Source organism: Roseivirga sp. E12 (assembly GCF_017592825.1).
Taxonomy (GTDB): domain Bacteria; phylum Bacteroidota; class Bacteroidia; order Cytophagales; family Cyclobacteriaceae; genus Roseivirga.
On sequence record NZ_JAGFMD010000007.1, the window covers coordinates 53,208 to 71,799 of the forward strand.

At 39.9% G+C, this 18,592-nt stretch carries 20 protein-coding genes; 9 read left to right on the forward strand and 11 right to left on the reverse strand.

Annotated elements, in window-relative coordinates:
• Positions 1-16 precede the first annotated feature (16 nt).
• The 4 genes from J4E76_RS15185 to J4E76_RS15200 all read left to right on the forward strand — a co-directional run bounded on the left by J4E76_RS15185 (position 17) and on the right by J4E76_RS15200 (position 2,733).
• Positions 17-328 carry a hypothetical protein gene (locus tag J4E76_RS15185; RefSeq protein WP_208505622.1) on the forward strand — a complete coding sequence of 104 codons (312 nt, stop codon included), beginning with the start codon at positions 17-19 and terminating at the stop codon, positions 326-328.
• A gap of 49 nt (positions 329-377) precedes the next feature.
• On the forward strand, positions 378-1,523 hold the full coding sequence (locus J4E76_RS15190; RefSeq protein ID WP_208505624.1) for a 6-bladed beta-propeller: 1,146 nt from the start codon (positions 378-380) through the stop codon (positions 1,521-1,523).
• Between the two features lies 1 nt (position 1,524).
• The gene (locus J4E76_RS15195; RefSeq protein WP_208505627.1) at positions 1,525-2,244 is read left to right on the forward strand and encodes a hypothetical protein; all 720 of its coding nucleotides are present in this window, start codon (positions 1,525-1,527) and stop codon (positions 2,242-2,244) included.
• A 93-nt stretch (positions 2,245-2,337) separates the two neighbouring features.
• Positions 2,338-2,733 (forward strand): hypothetical protein, encoded by a 396-nt coding sequence (locus J4E76_RS15200; RefSeq protein ID WP_208505628.1) that lies wholly within the window; start codon positions 2,338-2,340, stop codon positions 2,731-2,733.
• 39 nt (positions 2,734-2,772) lie between these two features.
• Here J4E76_RS15200 and J4E76_RS15205 read toward each other — a convergent pair whose 3' ends face one another.
• From J4E76_RS15205 to mutY, 4 genes are read right to left on the reverse strand one after another with little or no spacing between them, the layout of a single operon-like run.
• Positions 2,773-3,363, reverse strand: coding sequence for a gliding motility lipoprotein GldD (locus tag J4E76_RS15205; RefSeq protein WP_236017493.1), 591 nt, complete (start codon positions 3,361-3,363; stop codon positions 2,773-2,775).
• A 1-nt stretch (position 3,364) separates the two neighbouring features.
• The gene (gldE, locus tag J4E76_RS15210; protein ID WP_208505630.1) at positions 3,365-4,699 is read right to left on the reverse strand and encodes a gliding motility-associated protein GldE; all 1,335 of its coding nucleotides are present in this window, start codon (positions 4,697-4,699) and stop codon (positions 3,365-3,367) included.
• A gap of 21 nt (positions 4,700-4,720) precedes the next feature.
• Positions 4,721-5,164 (reverse strand): single-stranded DNA-binding protein, encoded by a 444-nt coding sequence (locus tag J4E76_RS15215; protein ID WP_208505632.1) that lies wholly within the window; start codon positions 5,162-5,164, stop codon positions 4,721-4,723.
• 39 nt (positions 5,165-5,203) lie between these two features.
• Positions 5,204-6,307: an A/G-specific adenine glycosylase gene (gene mutY, locus J4E76_RS15220; protein ID WP_208505635.1), complete on the reverse strand. Its 1,104-nt coding sequence runs from the start codon at positions 6,305-6,307 to the stop codon at positions 5,204-5,206.
• Between the two features lie 111 nt (positions 6,308-6,418).
• Between mutY and J4E76_RS15225 the strand changes: the two genes are divergently transcribed.
• From J4E76_RS15225 to J4E76_RS15235, 3 genes are all read left to right on the forward strand, one after another.
• Positions 6,419-6,721: an HU family DNA-binding protein gene (locus J4E76_RS15225; RefSeq protein WP_069843270.1), complete on the forward strand. Its 303-nt coding sequence runs from the start codon at positions 6,419-6,421 to the stop codon at positions 6,719-6,721.
• Between the two features lie 23 nt (positions 6,722-6,744).
• On the forward strand, positions 6,745-7,560 hold the full coding sequence (locus J4E76_RS15230; protein WP_208505637.1) for a M48 family metallopeptidase: 816 nt from the start codon (positions 6,745-6,747) through the stop codon (positions 7,558-7,560).
• Positions 7,561-7,734: 174 nt separating this feature from the next.
• Positions 7,735-9,291 (forward strand): Rne/Rng family ribonuclease, encoded by a 1,557-nt coding sequence (locus J4E76_RS15235; RefSeq protein ID WP_208505638.1) that lies wholly within the window; start codon positions 7,735-7,737, stop codon positions 9,289-9,291.
• Between the two features lie 33 nt (positions 9,292-9,324).
• Here J4E76_RS15235 and J4E76_RS15240 read toward each other — a convergent pair whose 3' ends face one another.
• Positions 9,325-9,975, reverse strand: coding sequence for an outer membrane beta-barrel protein (locus J4E76_RS15240; RefSeq protein WP_208505640.1), 651 nt, complete (start codon positions 9,973-9,975; stop codon positions 9,325-9,327).
• Positions 9,976-10,019: 44 nt separating this feature from the next.
• On the opposite strand from J4E76_RS15240, the gene J4E76_RS15245 reads away from it, so the two are divergent.
• Entirely contained in the window at positions 10,020-11,321 is a 1,302-nt protein-coding gene (locus J4E76_RS15245) for a hypothetical protein (RefSeq protein ID WP_208505642.1), read from the forward strand.
• On the opposite strand, the gene J4E76_RS21205 is transcribed toward J4E76_RS15245, so the two are convergent.
• The 4 genes from J4E76_RS21205 to J4E76_RS15265 are packed head-to-tail and all read right to left on the reverse strand — an operon-like array spanning position 11,287 to position 14,018.
• On the reverse strand, positions 11,287-12,516 hold the full coding sequence (locus J4E76_RS21205) for a glycosyltransferase family 4 protein (protein ID WP_208505644.1): 1,230 nt from the start codon (positions 12,514-12,516) through the stop codon (positions 11,287-11,289). The two genes, J4E76_RS15245 and J4E76_RS21205, sit on opposite strands and share 35 nt — an antisense overlap.
• A 23-nt stretch (positions 12,517-12,539) precedes the next feature.
• Positions 12,540-13,193, reverse strand: coding sequence for an endonuclease III (nth, locus tag J4E76_RS15255; protein ID WP_208505646.1), 654 nt, complete (start codon positions 13,191-13,193; stop codon positions 12,540-12,542).
• Between the two features lie 14 nt (positions 13,194-13,207).
• Positions 13,208-13,444: a hypothetical protein gene (locus tag J4E76_RS15260; protein ID WP_208505647.1), complete on the reverse strand. Its 237-nt coding sequence runs from the start codon at positions 13,442-13,444 to the stop codon at positions 13,208-13,210.
• The gene (locus tag J4E76_RS15265) at positions 13,419-14,018 is read right to left on the reverse strand and encodes an RNA polymerase sigma factor (RefSeq protein ID WP_069843278.1); all 600 of its coding nucleotides are present in this window, start codon (positions 14,016-14,018) and stop codon (positions 13,419-13,421) included. The genes J4E76_RS15260 and J4E76_RS15265 overlap by 26 nt, the downstream gene beginning before the upstream one ends.
• 271 nt (positions 14,019-14,289) lie before the next feature.
• Between J4E76_RS15265 and uvrA the strand changes: the two genes are divergently transcribed.
• Positions 14,290-17,118 carry an excinuclease ABC subunit UvrA gene (gene uvrA, locus J4E76_RS15270; protein ID WP_208505649.1) on the forward strand — a complete coding sequence of 943 codons (2,829 nt, stop codon included), beginning with the start codon at positions 14,290-14,292 and terminating at the stop codon, positions 17,116-17,118.
• On the opposite strand, the gene J4E76_RS15275 is transcribed toward uvrA, so the two are convergent.
• A complete protein-coding gene (locus J4E76_RS15275) occupies positions 17,111-17,962 on the reverse strand; it encodes a DMT family transporter (RefSeq protein WP_208505651.1) in 852 nt (283 codons plus the stop codon). The genes uvrA and J4E76_RS15275 overlap by 8 nt on opposite strands.
• A gap of 88 nt (positions 17,963-18,050) precedes the next feature.
• The gene (locus J4E76_RS15280) at positions 18,051-18,542 is read right to left on the reverse strand and encodes a YcxB family protein (RefSeq protein WP_208505653.1); all 492 of its coding nucleotides are present in this window, start codon (positions 18,540-18,542) and stop codon (positions 18,051-18,053) included.
• Positions 18,543-18,592 lie beyond the last annotated feature (50 nt).

Consider the following 18,592-nt stretch of genomic DNA (forward strand, 5'->3'; position numbering starts at 1 on the left):
AATTAAAATTTAAGCTATGAAATATCGAAAACTGAAAATTGTCTTAGTTCTGGGTATAATAATGTTTAGTGCGGCAAAATTAGATGCTGCCTCTTGTAGAACAGGTGGTCCAGGATCAAAAGGTTGTACTTATGGCTATACATTTTTTTGGGGACTCATTGGGGAGACCTACACAGTTTCCTGTGGTGATTGTCAATATGCATGTTGTACCAAGTCTGATGGAAAGTGTATAACGCGCTATTCTGATAATCCAGCCCACAAATGTCATCCTGACAATATCGACTTACCGGGTGTAGGAGGACCAGGCCAAATTGTGGATAAAACATAACCTCAGACTTTTGCTTTGATTGACTTCAACATGTTGTAGAAAACAGTTTATGAAACCACTGACCGCAATCTTCTTGGTGTGTTCACTATGTATTGCTTCTTTATGTTGTTGTGATTCTAGGCAAAATGTTGTCCGGCAAGAAAAAACTGAGGAGGGTATGCTTTTGGTAGACCCGAATAAGGCAGATGTCACTCCATTTGCTAGTTTATTCAAAGACCTCAGAGTCCTTGAGCTCAAGAGCCCTAGTGAATATAATCTTGCTATAATTTCCAAGGTTGATATTGATGGCAGAGCCATTTATGCGCTTGATAGAGTTTTTAGCAGAAGAATCAATAAGTACAATTTCAAGGGGGAGTTACAAAGTAGTTTTAGTGTATATGATTCAGATACTTTGAACCTTAAGAATATAGACGACTTCTATCTCCTTGAAGAATCTATTTTCATACTTGATTCAGAAGGGAAACAGGTTTTCGAACTTAATTCTGATCTAAAAATTAGAAATAGGTTCCATTTCAGTTTCTCCGCACATAAACTAGCTGTTAGCAATACTCAATTCTATTTTTTCAGGAATGAATTTGCTTACAACTTAGAAGATGAGAGCTATTTCTATAATTACATTAATACGGATTTAGAGGGTAGCATATCTTACACCAAGTATCCGTTCACGATTGAATTAGGGACCAAATTAAGACTGTCGGTAAAAGAGTCTTTCAGCCGATCTTCTGATAATATTTATTATACGCAATGGTTGACTGACACCATTTTCCGAGCCACTAAATCCGGTTTAGAAAAGGCATACATAGTTGATTTTGGAGAGAAGAAAGCAAGAGGTTCGCTAATGCAAAACCCTGAAAAAGTTAAGGAGAAGCTCATGGCAGACCCTACTGCCTTTGCTTCTGGCATTTGCTTTTTTCTAGAGGAATCGGAGTTCTTATCATTTCAATACGTTTATAACGGGGGTCCTCATTACTTTTATTTAGATAAGGAAACGGGTAATTCATTCATTTCAAATTTTATAAGCTTTGAAGGCAACTTTGTTCCCTTTCCTGTTGGTCATCACAAAGAGAGATTCATAGCAGCTATTGACGAATACCAAATAGAACAAGGTTTCTACAATGAATTAGAGGGCATTGATATATACAATGAGGTAGTTAATAATGGGAGAAATTATGTTGTAACCTATGATCTAAAATGAAATGAGAACAATCGCTTTATTTATTCTAGTCATATTGTCATTGCAGTCTTGTGGGGTTGAGCAGACAAAAGGCCATGAGGGGGCAGTCAAATCAGACACCATAAGAACCTTCACTAACTCTAGCTATGGTATATTAATTACAAAGAGTAAGAGTACTCAAGAAACAGGGTCTTCTGAGGGGCCACAATCATTAAGGTTTTTGAATAAAGAGCTGAAAGAAGTAATTAAAACTAGCCTTGAATCAATAAAGACTTTGGCCTCATTCGAGAACCTGAAGATGGCACCAGAAATCATTTCAGTTGATTTCAACACATTCGAAAATCTGGGTCTTGTAAGTCGAGATTCAATCTTACTCCACGAAGTCCTTGATGCCTATGGCCTGGATTATGAAAGAGACTCGATTCAGAGAGAAGGTTATTGGCTTCGAGCAAAGAGTGATGTAGAAGAATTGTCTGAAGAATTATATTTCTCATCAGTCAGTTCTAGTTCTAGTGTAGGCCTGAAGGGAGCAACTGCTGAAGATCTATTGAAATCGCTAAGCTTTAATTACTCAGGAAGATTTTTTGGAATAGACGTGCATAATAGTGCATTTAGATATGATCTAGAATATAGGCTGCGAGATATAGAAAGTGTATTGGATGACCTAAAAAATGCATTCCATGTCAATGACACAATAATTAAGGTGCAGGCCTTTAGATTCTTTCGGAAAGAGCAACACTAACTCTGGCTGGATTGGTTGTGCTTTAGCAGCAGGTGAGTTCATTCAATGATATTGGGGAAATAGGAGTGCCTTTGATTCTGTTGAAGATAGAACATGATTAGTCGTACCATTATACTAATAGGCATCGCGGTTTTGGTTTCTACCATAAACGTTTTGTCTGATCCAAGGAAATACTTTAATGGGCTTTTTAAAGAGGCTCAGGACGAGACAAAATCAGAGGGGATGTACTTGGTCATCATTATACTGACACTAATCGGGCTACCCTTATATTTCATACTTAATGCTTCGATAGAAGTAATAGATTTGGCAGCAGTAGTTGTTATGTCGATGGTTTTTCTTTGGAAAACCTATGAAGTTTTCAGGTCGCCTAAGACTTATTTTATTGGCCTTTTTAAAGGTGTAGACGATCCTATGAAATCTTCTCAAGAGCCTTTAGGGTTGATGATTTTCTCCGCGATCGTTGTGTTGTCTTATTTTCTAAAGATGTAGGATAGTGAATAGGTTCAACGGATAGAAGTGGATTTTGGATCAATATTTCCACTCGAAAGAGTTGAGCATTTGCAACACATCCTTCTTGATGAAGTTGATGATTGGCTGCAGTGAGTCGTTTTTGGTAGCCGTATTGAAGTATAAAGCACCTCGAAAAAAGTGCTTTGTCGAGTCAGAAGTAAAGAACTGCAATTGCGTGGGTACTTCTCCCTCTAACTGGGTTAAACTAGCCACCTGACCTCGTGGCATTGCCACCAGCGTTTCTTCTATACCATAGGCTCTGACATCATGTCTCATGGATAAGGCAAAGGCCTCATTCAGCAAAGTGCTCGACTCATTGTTATTTTCTGCCAAGTCTTTGTAAGTGATCTGCAATAATGCCTCAAAATCTTTGTAGTACAGGTTGGCCCAATAACGATCTGCATTGGCATTAGAGTCGCTCGATAATTGGGCATAGCTTGAATATTCGAATTGATAAGGAAAAGTATCTGGAAGTGCCTGATAGGCATTTTCTGGAAGATCGATCCGGTTGTAACCCTTCGGTTTTGGAAGATAGACCTCTTCGCATGCCGAAATGATCAGCATAAGTATTAGCGAGGATTGGATAATGTATCTTCTGCGAAGCTTCAAGTTAAGCGGTTGGTTTGATCAAAACACGAATTCGTTTTATGCGCCTTGCGTCCACAGCGACTATCGTAAAGAGAAAGTTTTCGAACTCAATCTTTTCTCCTGCTCTTGGAAGCTTGGCGTTTATTTCGAGTAACAGGCCTCCAAGCGATTCACTTTCCCCCTTCACTTTATCAAAGAGAGAGGGCTCTACTTCCACAATTTTGCAGAAATCGTTTAGCGTGGTTTTGCCTTCGAAGATATACGTAGAGTTATCAAGTTTATTGTACGCTACATCTTCGTCATCGAACTCATCATTAATCTCACCAACAATTTCCTCGATGATATCTTCCATCGTGATTAGACCGGAAGTACCGCCATACTCATCGACAATTATGGCCATATGGACTCGCTGCGCTTGGAAATCCTTAAGTAGGGCATCGACCTTTTTGTTTTCTGGCACAAAGAAACCAGGCCTCAATAATGCCTGCCATGCAAAGTCTTCCTCTTTGTCTATGTGCGAAATCAGGTCCTTGATATACAAGATTCCTTCGATTTTATCTATTGTTTCATTAAAGGCTGGGATTCTGGAAAAGCCACACTTGTTGATTTTGTCCATCAATTCGTGAAAGTCCAATTCAATGTCCACGGCAGTAATGTCCATTCTGGATTTCATCACTTGCTTTACTCCAAGCGTACTAAAGTTTACAATGCCCTTGAGAATGCCTTTTTCCTCCTCGGTCGTGTCTTCGCCCGTGGTGATTTCCAATGCTTGATTCAATTCATCTACCGTAAGGTTTTGTCCCTTTTTCTCTACATTCCTTTCGATCACATTAGTGACTGAGATTAAGAGAAAAGAGAAAGGCCTGAGAATTCGTTCTAAAAAGAGCAGTCCTTTTGCAGTGGTCTTAGCGAAGGTTGCATTGTGTTGATTTGCGAAATTCTTTGGTACTACTTCACCAAAAAAGAGAATAATGAATGTGACAATGATGGTCAAGGTCAGAACGACTGCCCCTTCTGGGGTCTTAGTATCGACCAGTGTCCAAGTAAAGAAGGTGGCTAAAGTTACTATGGCGATGTTGATCAGGTTGTTCATGATCAATATAGTAGCCAGTAGGTACCGCTTTCGATCTAGCAGTTTTATGATGGCATTTCCTGAAGGAGTGTTTTCTTCCTTGAATTCAGAAAGCTGTGTTCTGTCCAATGAAAAGAAAGCTACCTCTGACCCAGAAATAAGTGCGGACGCGAGAATAAGCAAAATGAAGGCAACTCCATTAATTATCACATAACTACTGGAGAGTTCTACGAACTGGGAAAGGAGCACTAAACTAGGCTCGGGGTCGTCTGCGGGTAAGTCCAAATTGTACTTTTTAGTCCAACATTAGAATGGTAAGTCGTCTGTATCATCCTCCGGAATACTAGATACGGGACTTTCCACGGCTGGGTTGGCGGCAGCATTACCTTGAGGAGCTGCGGCTCCACCTCCACCTTCTGGACGGCCGCCCAGTAAAGTCAATTCACGGCCCACTACTTCAGTAGTGTAGCGTTTATTACCATCCTGATCGTCCCAAGAGCGAGTTGTCAACTTACCTTCAATATACACTTGACCTCCCTTTTTTAAAAATCGCTCTGCAATTTCGGCAAGTGGGGTCCAAAGTACTACGTTATGCCATTCAGTATTGGTCACGCGTTCGCCTTGCTTGTTTTTATAGGTTTCGCTTGTTGCTAACGAGAAGTTAGCCACTGCTCTGCCATTGTCTAAATGACGTACTTCTGGGTCTTTGCCCAAATTACCAACCAAGATTACTTTGTTTACTCCTGCCATGTTATTTACTTAATTTAAGATTGAGCTGGATGAATCTAATTAAAAAATCTCTTTTTGCAAATAGTTTTGAATCAGTATCGGTTTAGGTAATTCCTGCACCTTGCCTAATTCAAATGCCTTCAGTTTTTTGCTATTAGAAAGCGCTTCAAAGTTACCTAAATCCTTGACCTTAACCCTAATGAAACGGGCGAAAATTCGTTGATGTGTTAGCACATGTTTCACCTCCTCGGAAAAATCGATCACTACAAGCCCTTCTATACTGATCTCTTTTAAAACAGATTCTTCTGAAAGTGATTCAGGGCTTTCCAAAAGGCTAAAATCATATAACCCCTGCCAAACATCTTTTGGCCCTCGTTCTTTCATGAGCAGCTTGTCACCAAACTCATAGACATAATAATAGAAAAAGCGATTTCTGACTTTGACTTTTTTAGTTTTAACTGGCAACACCTCCTGCTTGCCAGTATTAAAAGCATAGCAGAAACTGCTCATTGGACAAATTGCGCATGCAGGACTCTTCGGAGTACATTGTATGGCACCAAAGTCCATGATGGCCTGATTGAACTCTCCTGGAGCCTTTTTATCAATAAGCGTATTGGCTTTTGTTTCGAAGATTTTTAAGGTTTTACTATTAGAGATATCATCTTCAATGCCAAAAACACGACTGAGTACCCGATAGACATTGCCGTCTACCACTGCATTGGGTTTGTTAAATGCGATTGAGGCAATCGCTGCCGCAGTGTATCGCCCAATTCCTTTGAGTTTCAGTAATTCCTCGAAGCTCGATGGAAATTCTCCTCCCAAGTCATTAGAAACAGTTTTAGCACAGGCATGCAGGTTTCTGGCCCTCGAATAATAGCCTAAACCCTGCCAAAGGCGTAATACCTCACTTTCAGGAGCTGTCGCAAGGTCATTCACAGTGGGATACTGTTCTATAAATTTCAAATAGTAAGGCATACCTTGCTTGACCCTCGTCTGCTGCAAGATGATCTCAGATAGCCATATTTTATAAGGATCATCCGTTTGCCGCCATGGCAAATCCCTTTTTTGATGATCATACCAGCTAATTAATTGATTTACAAATATTTCGCTTTCCAAAGCAGATGTGGAGGGCTTATTAGGTGTCGGTGCTGAAGGGTTCTCCATTTTTTTTGGGAATACGTTTTTTAATTAGTCACGAACCCTTAATTTTGCAGGCCAAAATAACTGGGAATAAGTTTTTTACACAATTTTATTAACCTAAAAATATAAGTTACAGTGACTAAAGCAGATGTTATCAATCAGATAGCCGAAAAGACCGGAATTGACAGGTCTGATGTTACTACAACTGTTGAGACCCTTTTTGCGGTAGTGAAAGACTCAATGGCGGAAGGAGAGAACATTTACGTGAGGGGATTCGGAAGCTTCGTGAACAAGAAGAGAGCTAAAAAAATTGCTAGGAACATATCGAAAAACACGGCAATCGTGATTGACGAGCATTATGTACCAAGCTTTAAACCTTCAAAGGTTTTTATCGAACAAGTGAAAGGCAGCGACAAAGTAAAAGCTGCTAATAATTAATATTATAAGCCTAAATAGGCTTTATGAATAAGTTTCAGGTATTACTTGTTGTTATTGGAATTCTACTTATAGTGGGCATTTACAGCCTTCCTAAGGTGGTAGTAAACAATGAGGGTACCGAAGAAGCAGCGTTTATCGATGAGACCATTCCAGGTGGAATAGTTGATCATAGTACTGAAATTCCGGAAGAGGTTCAACCTCGGATAGTTTTTTGGAAGGACAGATTGATCAGCAACGGTCGAATTCAGCCAAACATTGAATCACTTGATTCGCTCATGGCTGTCTTCATAGAGATAAATAAATATGACAGTGCAGCCTATTATGCTGCCTTATATGCTGAAGAACTTAATCAAATACCACTCTGGCAGAAGGCCGGAGATGCTTATTTCGAAGCATTTACTTTTGCTTTGGATAAGCCAAAAATTGATTTCCTAGGAGGTAAAGCACGAGAGATTTATCAAAAGATACTCGAAAAGCAGCCAGACAATTATGATGTCAAGCACAATGTCGCAATGACTTATGTGTCTTCATCGAACCCAATGCGAGGAATAATGATGTTAAGGGAGATTTTGGAGCAAGATCCAGATAACCAACGAACATTGATGAGCATGGGTAGAATGTCAATTCAAACCAATCAGTTTGGAAATGCCGTAGAGCGATTTGAGGCCTATGTGCAATATTACCCACAGGATATCGAAGGAATTTTCTTTTTAGGAGTGTGCTATTATGAAACTGGCCAGATGGTCAAAGCAAAAGCACAGTTCAATAAAGTTAAAGAATTAGGTGCCGATGAGCAGATCATTACTGCTGTAGACGAGTACCTGGAAAGAATAAGTTAAAACATTAAAAAATTACAATTATGCCTTGCGGTAAAAAAAGAAAAAGACATAAGATTTCTACTCACAAGAGAAAGAAGAGGCTAAGAAAGAACAGACATAAGAAGAAGTAATTGACTTCATTTTTATGTGCTATACACGAATAACAGTTCTTTTTTAACATAAAATACTATCACATTGAGTAATGAATTAATTATTAATTCAACTCAGAGTGGATGTCGTATAGCCCTTCTTAAAAACAAGAATTTAGTTGAATTTCATCATGATAATGATGAAACCAAATTCAATGTCGGAGATATATACTTGGGTACAGTCAAGAAGATTGTACCAGGTTTGAATGCCGCGTTCATTGATATTGGATACGAAAAAGACGCTTTTCTGCATTATTTGGATTTAGGTCCACAGATTAGGTCTTTGAACAAGTATACCAAACAAGCCTTAACCAATAAGAATATTACTGGAGGTTTAGGCAAATTCAAGAACGAACCAGACATTAATAAGCTTGGCAAAATGAGCCAGGTTTTGACAAAGGGACAAAAAATACTTGTTCAGGTTGTCAAAGAACCCATTTCAACTAAGGGGCCACGACTCACTTGTGAGTTGTCGATAGCGGGGCGCTACATGGTTTTAGTGCCTTTCTCTGATGCTATCAACGTTTCGAAAAAAATCACCGATGGTGAAGAGCGTAAAAGACTTTTGCGTTTAATTTCATCTATTAAGCCTGAAGGTTTTGGCGTCATCATTAGAACAGTAGCCAAGACTAAAAGCGTTTCAGAATTAGACAAAGATCTTCGTAATCTTCAGGAAACCTGGAAAGAGGGTATAAAGAAGCTACATCAAGTCAAGCCGAGAGATAAGGTTATTGGCGAGGTGAGCAGAGCTTCTTCTCTTTTGAGAGATATTCTGAATGAATCTTTTGACAGTGTTGTCTCAGATGACAAAGAGATTCATGAGGAGATCAAGGGTTTCATCCAGAAGATTGCGCCTGAAAAGGAAAAGATCGCTAAGCTGTACAATGGCAAAGCGAAAATCTTTGAGTCTTTTGATGTCGAAAAACAGCTGAAATCACTCTTCGGTAAATCTGTAAGTCTGCCAAAAGGAGGCTACTTGATCATTGAGCATACGGAGGCCCTGCACGTTATTGACGTGAATAGTGGCAATAAGTCCAATGCTGGTGCTGATCAAGAGTCGACTGCATTACAAGTCAATATGGAAGCTGCCAAGGAGGTAGCTCGCCAATTGCGACTTCGAGATATGGGAGGCATCATTGTCATCGACTTCATTGACATGAGAAGAGCTGAGAATAAAAAGCAGCTTTATCAGTTCATGAAAGAACAGATGAGTGAGGATCGTGCTAAAAACACCATCCTACCACTATCTAAGTTTGGACTGATGCAGATCACTCGTCAAAGAGTTAGACCTGAGATGAATATTGCTACTCGCGAAGTTTGCCCTACTTGTAATGGTACTGGTAAAGTGAGTGCGACTATTTTGGTCTCAGATCAGATTGAAAAGAATATAGAATACATTTTGAGTACTCAGAACGAGAAAGGTGTGGCAGTAGCCTTGCACCCATTCTTACATGCTTACTTCACTAAAGGTGTCTTTTCTAAAAGATGGCAGTGGTACAGAAAGTATCATACCTGGGTGAAAATTGAGAAAGACAGTTCTTTGGGACTCTCCGATTATACCCTCTACAATAAGATGGGAGAAGAGATCGAAATGAAAGCTTAAACATAAAAAACCCCGACTTGTCGGGGTTTTTTATTAGAACTTAATTCCGAATTCTAGACTGAAGAGACTGCTCTTCACTTTAAAGTCATCGTATATAGGGTTCTGAGTCTTGACTTGGTTCAGAAAGCCGATATAATAGTTAAGGCCGGCATAAACTCGTGTGTTGACTCCAATACTCCTTTCGAGTCCACCTCCAAAGTTTCCTGATAGATCGACACTCTGGAATTCACTTACAAAACCAACTCCCGGGGTTTCGTTATCGGTGTTTAACCTAATTTCAGGAACAACTCCAAAGTTGAAGAATACCTTTGTGTCCAATATAACTTCATTGGTATATAATTTTAGGAGCAGAGGTAGTTGAAGGTACTCGTGATCATAACGTTCTGACACGGTTTGGCCTGCCAGAACACCTGGGTCTGTAAGGCTTATGCGAGTCGCTTTAGAAGCAAAGTTCAATCCGGCATGAAGAATGTAATTTTCTTTAAAGGGTAAATCGACAAAAGCACCGATCAGGAATTTAATTGCGGATCCGTCTTTTTGAATGTCAGTATTGTTCCCATCTGTAGAAGTACGAGAAAGTGAAAGTGATGGACCTACCTTGATGCCAATTCTATAGTCCTGCTGAGCAGTGGCAAATTGACCTATAACCATCAGAATGATGGCTGAGAAAATGTATTTCTTCATGTTCGATAAAATAAATAAATACATTTGTCATTTAAAAAGAGGAGATGCTTAAACGGTGCTTAATTCTAGTTTTATTATCGGCTTTGGTAGCCTGTTCTAATGATGACTCTTGTGATAGTGATATAGACTTATCAGATATCAGTCTTGATTTTGAATTTGAGAACCTCACGCATACGTTAAACGAGATAGAAAGTACAGAAGCACTCAATATCTTTTTTGAGAAACACCCAGTGATCAGAGACGAGTTCTTCGAGTATGGTGGTCGACCAACAGAGGAACAAGTGCTTACGGACTTATCCAAACTAGTTCAAAATCCTGAAATCAAAGCAGTGTTTCAGACAAACTCCTACAGTGCTTTTGAGGAGGTATTGGACAAGAATAGAGACCTAAGGGAGTTTTTGAGCTATGATTATCTCTCAGTTAACAAGGGAAAAAACCTTAAGCATCTCTATGAGATGATATCTGGTTCGCGGATCATGTCATTAACCGGAAGGGAAAGCACCAGTGTAGAACCATTGAGGAATTACCTCAATGCTAACCCAAAAGAAAAGGATTACTACTATACAATTTTCGCTTATCGCTCGGATGACCAATTATTGAAGGATAACTACGAACTATTGCAGAACCCTTTTGTAGATACTCTTTACCAAGAAACAATGAGTCTCATTGATGCGGGTATGGTGAGTTATGAGCTAGATAGGGCATACAAGAGAGTAAAGAAGGCTTATCCGAACTTTACTCCCCCAAAAGTTCAGACTGTTTACTCTGGGTTTGGTAAGGACATATACCTCACTGATTCTCTGTTGATCATTGGACTTGACTATTATTTGGGAGAGAATGCATCCTTTAGACCAAGTGTCTATGATTATCTACGAGTACGACTGACTCCTGATCATTTGGTGCCCCAACTCATTCAGTTTACCTCGTTGAAGTTCAATGCAACCAAAAAGGGTAAAAGAACGATTTTGGAGGATATGATCTATTATGGTAAGGCTATGGAGTTTACCAGTGAGATGTTGCCTTGCGTGGCTGATAGCATTATCATGGGCTATTCCAGTAAGCAGATTGCCGATGCCATGGTAAGCGAAGGAGTTATTTGGTCACATTTTCTAGAAAGGAAGCTTTTGTACAGTGATATTCCTTCAGATATCACTAAATACATTGATGAACGACCAAACATTCCAGAGATAGATAAAAACTGTCCAGGGCGAATTGGTCAATGGTTAGGTTGGCAAATTGTAAAAGCTTATCGCGAAGAGTCAGGTGTAGATATAAAGGAATTGATGGAAGAAACAGATGCTCAAAAAATCCTTACGCGGTCAAAATATAGACCTCGTTCTCGTTAGCCTTAATCTGACTTTCGTTATTCAATACCTTCACTAACTTGTTTATCTGAAGCTTTTTGGAATAGAGTGATTCCGCAATCGTACGCGCATTGTTTTTCGCAGTTTCCATTAACTCTCTGTTCTCAAGATAAAGTCTGAGTTTTTCAATAAACTGATCAGGTTGATGTGGGTCTGCGTAGAAACCGCACTTGTACTGTTCAACCATGTCCTTTGTCCAGCCAGGAGTGTTTACTATGGTGAGTTTTCCAGAAGCCAGACTATCAAAGAACTTGTTAGGGCTGTTAGTTGCCAATACGGGTAGGTCAGCAAAGCTCACATAAGTTGCATCCGTTACATTGAGTATTCTCCTGACTCCTTCCTTATTTTGATGACCAATGAATTCTATGTTGGTCAACTTCTTTAGGTATGCCTTCAGTTTGATGTTTTGGAGCTGTGAACCCTCACCTACCACTTTAAAGTCAACATTGAGATTAGCCGACTTTGCCTCACTGGCTATGTCCAGTAGAAACTCGAGGTGGTTTGTCATGCCAATACTACCCAAATAAGTAACAACGAATGGCTTTTCGGCATGATAGAACTCAACCAATTTTGGGTCTTTCAGCTCTTTCTTAAAGAACTGACAATCCGCCATATTCGGGATCATAAAAACATCCTTTTCAGGAACTACTTTTTTGATCCAATCCCTCATTCCCGGAGACAATGCCACAATTCGATCGGCATGACGATATATTCTGGCTTCTAGTCTATAAAGTTGTTTCTTGAAAAAACGACCCTTGATAGCTCCAATTTCGATAGGAGCTGTGGGCCAAAGGTCTCTAACTTCGAAAGTATAATCTATGCCTAGCTTTTTCTTTAGCCAAAGCCCTATCAAACCTACTGTTAGTGGGGTTGAGGTGATGTAAGCGTGATCTATGTTGTCAATTTTCTTAGCCAGTTTTTTGGCCTTTCTAACGAATTTGAAAAATGAAAGAACACGTTTAATGAAGCCCATGTCATTGTGATACTTCACAGGGAGGTAATGGACTTTTACACCATCGATATCTTTTACTGTATAAATAGAGTCATTGTGACTCGTAATCATTTCTACCTCAAACCCATTATCTACAAGGCCTTTGGAGAGGTAATAAGACCGAATGGCACCACCTTCTTGGGGCGTTTTGAAGTATTGGTGAATATATAAAATGCGTGATGGCACAGATCAAATTTACGAAAATCACATTATCGAATGATTTTCTCCTTCTTCTCAAAATAACGACAGAAGTGAATCAAATTGCATTCTTCACATTTAGGTTTTCGTGCTAGGCAGGTATACCGTCCGTGCAAAATCAGCCAATGATGGGCCAAAGGAATAACTTCTTTGTCAAGGTTCTTTACGAGAACCTTTTCTACAGCAAGCGGAGTGGTTAGATTTTGATTGACTAGACCAAGCCTTTTGGAGACCCGAAAAACATGGGTGTCAACTGCCATTGAAGGCTGATTCCAAACTACGGAAGTAATAACATTAGCCGTCTTCCGGCCAACGCCTGGTAGCTTTTGTAAATCTTCTATTGTCTGGGGGATTTCCGAACCAAAGTCTTCCACCAACATCTTACCCAAGCCTATGAGATGCTTGGTTTTATTATTGGGGTAGGAAACGGATCTGATATACGGGAATAGTTCATCAAAATTGGTGGCGGCCAAATGTTCAGGCGTAGGAAAATCCTGAAACAACTTTGGAGTCACCAAATTGATTCTTTTATCAGTGCATTGAGCACTTAAAACTACGGCAACCAGTAATTCAAACGGGTTGTCGTAGTTGAGTTCTGTCTCAGCCTCTGGCTGATTTTCGCTAAAATAGGCTACAAATTTCTCGTACCGTTCCTTCCGTGTCATTACGCTAAAATAGCCTAATCCACGGAATGTAAATGGTAAGATTTAGAATAACTGATAATAGCATCGATGGTCTTCTCTGAAGGAGACTTCATTGATGCTTCTAAATCATTTACTACACTGAAAAGGTCGGTATAGGCTTCCGCAAGCTGCTCATCGAAGAGCATTGCGATTTCTATCTCCGAATTTTCTTCAGGGGTAGTTTCTTTGTAAATGTAACGTACTAGGTCATCTTGGGTAAAGGTTTTGATCATACGCAATGTTCTTTTTGTCCATCTTTTTTCTAAGGTTGATGAGTGCATAACGCATACGGCCCAGAGCAGTGTTGATACTCACACCAGTGGTATCAGCAATTTCCTGAAAGCTCATTTGCATATAATGTCTCATCATAAGCACTTCACGCTGTGAATCGGGCAACTCTTTGATCAAGTCGCGCAACAAAGCGTGGGTGTCTTCTTTTATTTGTTTGGACTCAATTGAGTCCTCCGAAAATTCTAATGAATTAAATACGCTACTGCCATCTTCCATGACAATAGTTGGGTAGCGCTTTGCCCTTCTGAAATTATCAATCGCCAGATTATGTGCAATTCTTGTCACCCATGGTAAAAATTTACCTTCCTCGTTGTAACGCCCTGATTTGATGGTGTTAACCACCTTTACAAAGGTTTCTTGTAACAAGTCTTCAGCCAAATATTGATCTTTAACGATCAAGTAGATGGTTGTATGGATTTTTTTAGTGTGACGTTTTACCAGCGTGGTGAAAGCCTCTTCGCTACCATTTTTATACTGCGATATCAATTGACTATCGCTTACAGCATATTTCCTCATGTCAGTAATTGTTAGGTTAACGTAGAGGTTTATATCATATTGTGCCGGTTTTTAGGGTTGGAATTATTTTCAATAGTTTCAAAAGTAGAAAATCTCAATTACAAAGCAAATATCCATTTGTTTTTATCAAATCCAGATTAGTTCCTTTTGTCATTTTCATTTCACTCCAAACTTAAAGCAATCATAGTGCCAAAAAGTGAAATAATATTCTGAGAGATCCAGATAAAATTAAAGTCACAAAACATATTAGCTCTCTTATCTTTGCACTCTCATGAATTTAACAACTGTTCTGAAAAACACCCCTATCGATGAGCTTGACCCTAAGCGGTTCATTATTATAAAAGGGGCTAAGGTAAATAACCTCAAAAGCCTTAGTGTGGCCATTCCACGCAATAAATTGGTTGTAGTCACAGGTCTGTCAGGCTCTGGAAAATCTTCTCTTGCCTTCGATACCCTTTTTGCCGAAGGTCAGCGTATGTATGTGGAAAGTTTGAGCAGTTATGCCCGTCAATTTTTGGGTAGAATGGAAAAACCAGAGGTGGACTATATCAAAGGAGTCTCTCCGGCCATTGCAATTGAACAGAAAGTCAGTACACGAAACCCTCGATCGACAGTTGGGACTTCCACTGAAATTTATGACTACCTAAAATTACTTTTCGCAAGAATTGGTAAGACTTACTCTCCTGTAAGTGGCAAGGAAGTTCAGAGAGATAGTGTAAGTGGAATAGTCGATTTTATACTCACCAAAGAAGAGGGAAAAAGGGTAATGATCTTGTGTCCTTTGGTTAAAAAGGATGACAGAACACTAGAACAAGAATTAAACATACTGCTTCAAAAAGGCTATACGAGAGTACTTTCTGAAGGCGAACCTTATTTTATAGAAGACCTTTTAGGAGACTTAAAAAGTGGGGAAGGCAAGCCTCTTGAAATTTTAATCGATCGGGGCGTTGTTCAGAAAGATGAAGACACACAATTCAGGTTTGGCGACTCAGTACAAACGGCCCTTTTTGAGGGAGAAGGAGACTGCATAATCGATTTTCCAGGAGAAGAACGGTTCTCTTTTTCAGATCGATTTGAGGCCGATGGCATTATATTCGAAGAGCCTAGCGTCAACCTTTTCACTTTTAATAATCCCTTCGGTGCTTGTAAGCGTTGTGAGGGCTTCGGAAAGATTTTAGGTATAGACCCAGACCTTGTCATTCCTGATAAATCACTTTCCGTTTATGAAGGTGCAGTCGCTCCATGGCGAAGTGAAACCATGAAAAAATGGGTTGAACCATTGCTAAAACACGGTATTGAATTTGATTTTCCGATTCACCGATCATTTAGTGAGCTGACTGCCGAAGAAAAAGAGCTGCTCTGGAAAGGCAATAAGTATTTCAAGGGCATCAATCAATTCTTTCAGTTTCTGGAGTCGAAAATGCACAAGATTCAGTACCGAGTGATGCTATCAAGGTATCGAGGTAGGACTGATTGTCCAGAATGCAAAGGCACACGACTTAGAATGGACGCCTCTTACGTGAAGATTGCAGGCGAATCAATTACCGGGTTGGTGTTAATGTCAGTTAATAACATGTTGAAGTTCTTCGATCAGCTTGAACTTACTTCTTTTGAAGAAAAGGTGGCAGGCAGGTTGATGAAAGAAATTAGAAATCGCCTCGAATATCTCGATCGTGTTGGCCTTGGCTACTTAACGCTGAATCGATTGACAAATACACTTTCAGGAGGAGAGTACCAGCGAATTAAGTTGGCGACATCACTCGGAAGTGCTTTAGTGGGTTCTATGTATATTCTGGATGAGCCCAGTATTGGTCTTCACCCTAGAGATACCGATCGCTTGATCTCAGTATTAAAAACCCTCCGAGATTTAGGCAATACTGTTGTTGTAGTAGAACATGAAGAGAAGGTAATGCAAGCTGCCGACCAGATCATAGATATTGGACCAGATGCTGGGTCAAATGGAGGTGAGTTAGTTTTCCAAGGCTCATTAGATGAGTTGAAGGAGGCTGGAAACACCTACACCGCTAAATATTTGAATGGCACCGAAAGGTTAGAAGTTCCAAAAGTCAGAAGAAAGTGGAGAGACAGTATATCCATTAAAGGGGCGCGTGAGAATAACCTTAAGAATATTGATGTTGAAGTTCCCTTAGGTGTGCTCTCTGTCATTACTGGAGTCAGTGGATCTGGAAAATCAACTTTGATTAAGCGTATTCTTTACCCAGCTCTGGGTAAGATGCTCGGAACGGTAGGTGAGCAAACGGGTAAAATGGATGCATTAGAAGGTTCACTTAAGACAGTTACCCAAATTGAATTTGTAGACCAGAATCCGATTGGAAAATCATCGCGATCAAACCCAGTGACCTATGTCAAAGCCTACGATGCCATAAGGCAATTGTTTACCGATCAACCAGTGGCTAAACAGCGCGGATATAAGCCTGCATTTTTCTCTTTTAATGTGGATGGTGGTCGTTGTGAGACTTGCCAGGGAGAGGGCATTGTTAAGATTGAAATGCAGTTTATGGCTGATATCCATTTGACCTGTGAAAGTTGCAAGGGGCAACGTTTCAAACAAGAGATTTTAGAAGTCACTCATAGGGATAAGAATATTGCAGAAGTGTTGGATATGACCATTGACGATGCCATGGAGTTTTTTGAAGGTGAAAGATCGGTGATTTCGAAACTTGCGCCATTGCAGGAAGTAGGTTTGGGATATATCAGGTTAGGACAATCTTCTAACTCACTTAGTGGTGGGGAAGCTCAACGAGTGAAGCTTGCATACTTCCTTGGTAAGGGGTCTCCAAAGTCTCGAGCAGCTTCAAAAGACAATATTCTTTTCATCTTTGATGAACCAACGACAGGCCTTCATTTTCATGATATCAGCAAGTTGATGAAGTCCATCAATGCGCTGATCGAGCAGGGAAACTCAGTATTGATTATTGAACATAATACTGAGGTAATCAAGTGTGCGGACTGGGTTATAGACCTTGGTCCTGAAGGTGGAGAAAACGGTGGTGACCTGTGCTTTGTCGGAACTCCGGAAGAAATGATAAAGCTAAAGGATAACTATACAGCCAGCTACCTGAAAGAGGCTCTCAATTAGACTTCTTAAAGCGCTTTTTATAAGCACTAAATACATTGGCCGAGACGATCAATGCTGCACCAATAAGCTTAGAAGAATTCATCTCTTCATTCAGGAAAATGTAACTCGTAACCATGGCTATAGGTGTTCCCAAATAGAAGATAAGACTTGTGGTAGCTGGTGCCAACATGGTAGATGCCCTAAGCCAAAGTGTATGTGCGCCAACAGTACATACTACGCCTAGAATACCGAGGAAGATCCAGTCCTGCTGACTTAAGTCCCAGTTGGACTCTGATGTAAATGTCAGAAAAACCAATAATGCAAAAGCATATTGGCCAAAAGCCCTAGTCATGGAGTCTATATGCTGATTTCTTCTTTGTACAAAGGGCAGAACAGCAAAGAAGAATGCACTGACCAAACCCACTAAAATTCCGGCCGTAAGGTCATTTTCTAAGTTGAACTCGGGTACAATAAGGAATATACCGAACAAGGCTACCGCTACTGCAATCAAGTCTGATAAAACAGGTTTTTGGCCATTGATAATCCAGTTCAAGTAGATCATATGAAGCCCAAATGAGGAAACTGAGAGTATCGCAATGGAAGGTGTAGCGAGCTTAACACTAATAAAATAGGTAATCCAATGTGCTCCAAAGAGTAAGCCGATATACAATAGGCCCTTCCAGTCCTTTTTGCTAAGCTTTTTTAGCTTGCCGGTCCTGATGATAGTAAATAAGAAAGCCGTCCCGATGACCAGCCTAACAATACCGATGGTAAATGCATTGGCAGAAACCTCTTTGATAAACACGGGTGTGATTCCAAAAAGAAATACAGCGATTAAGCCTTCGGTATAATAACGGGAGTTCAAGAATTCAAATGTAATTGAAAACTCAATGATGCACTATGAAGCACAATGTTGATTTCCACCAAGAAAGATTTCACAGAAAATTCGGTGCCTAGTCTTCAGACTTATCTCCTTTTAGTAAGCCTTTACGCTTTAGGATCGTCTCTACAAACTTGACTTCATTCTGTGTTTTGAAAGCGTTGAAAGGAAAGAGCATCAATTGCGCCTTACTTACAACAAGAACAATCTGTTTTTTATCTACCCAGGCTCTTTTGATTTGATCCCATTTCATAGGCATTCCTTGCTTGGAATTCATCTTGATTAAGATCTGCTGGCTGTTGATCTCATATGAGAGCTTTTCAAAAAGCATTTTGCTTTGCTCCAACTGAGTTACACCAGCGAATTGGATTAACCAGAAAAGTAGATAAAGTGTGAAAGCGATAAGTGCTCCGATCCACCACCAATTAGATGGTATAACGAAAGTCATTGAAGAAATGGCAAGAACTATCAAACCAACCCACCATTGTTCTTTCAGTACATTGCGCATACCTGCGCGTCTGTAAGCCTTCTTATCTAAGGCGTATTTTTTAGTTTTTACTATCATCTTAAAGCCTTTCTATACACAGTGTCGAAAAAGGAACACAAACATAATGA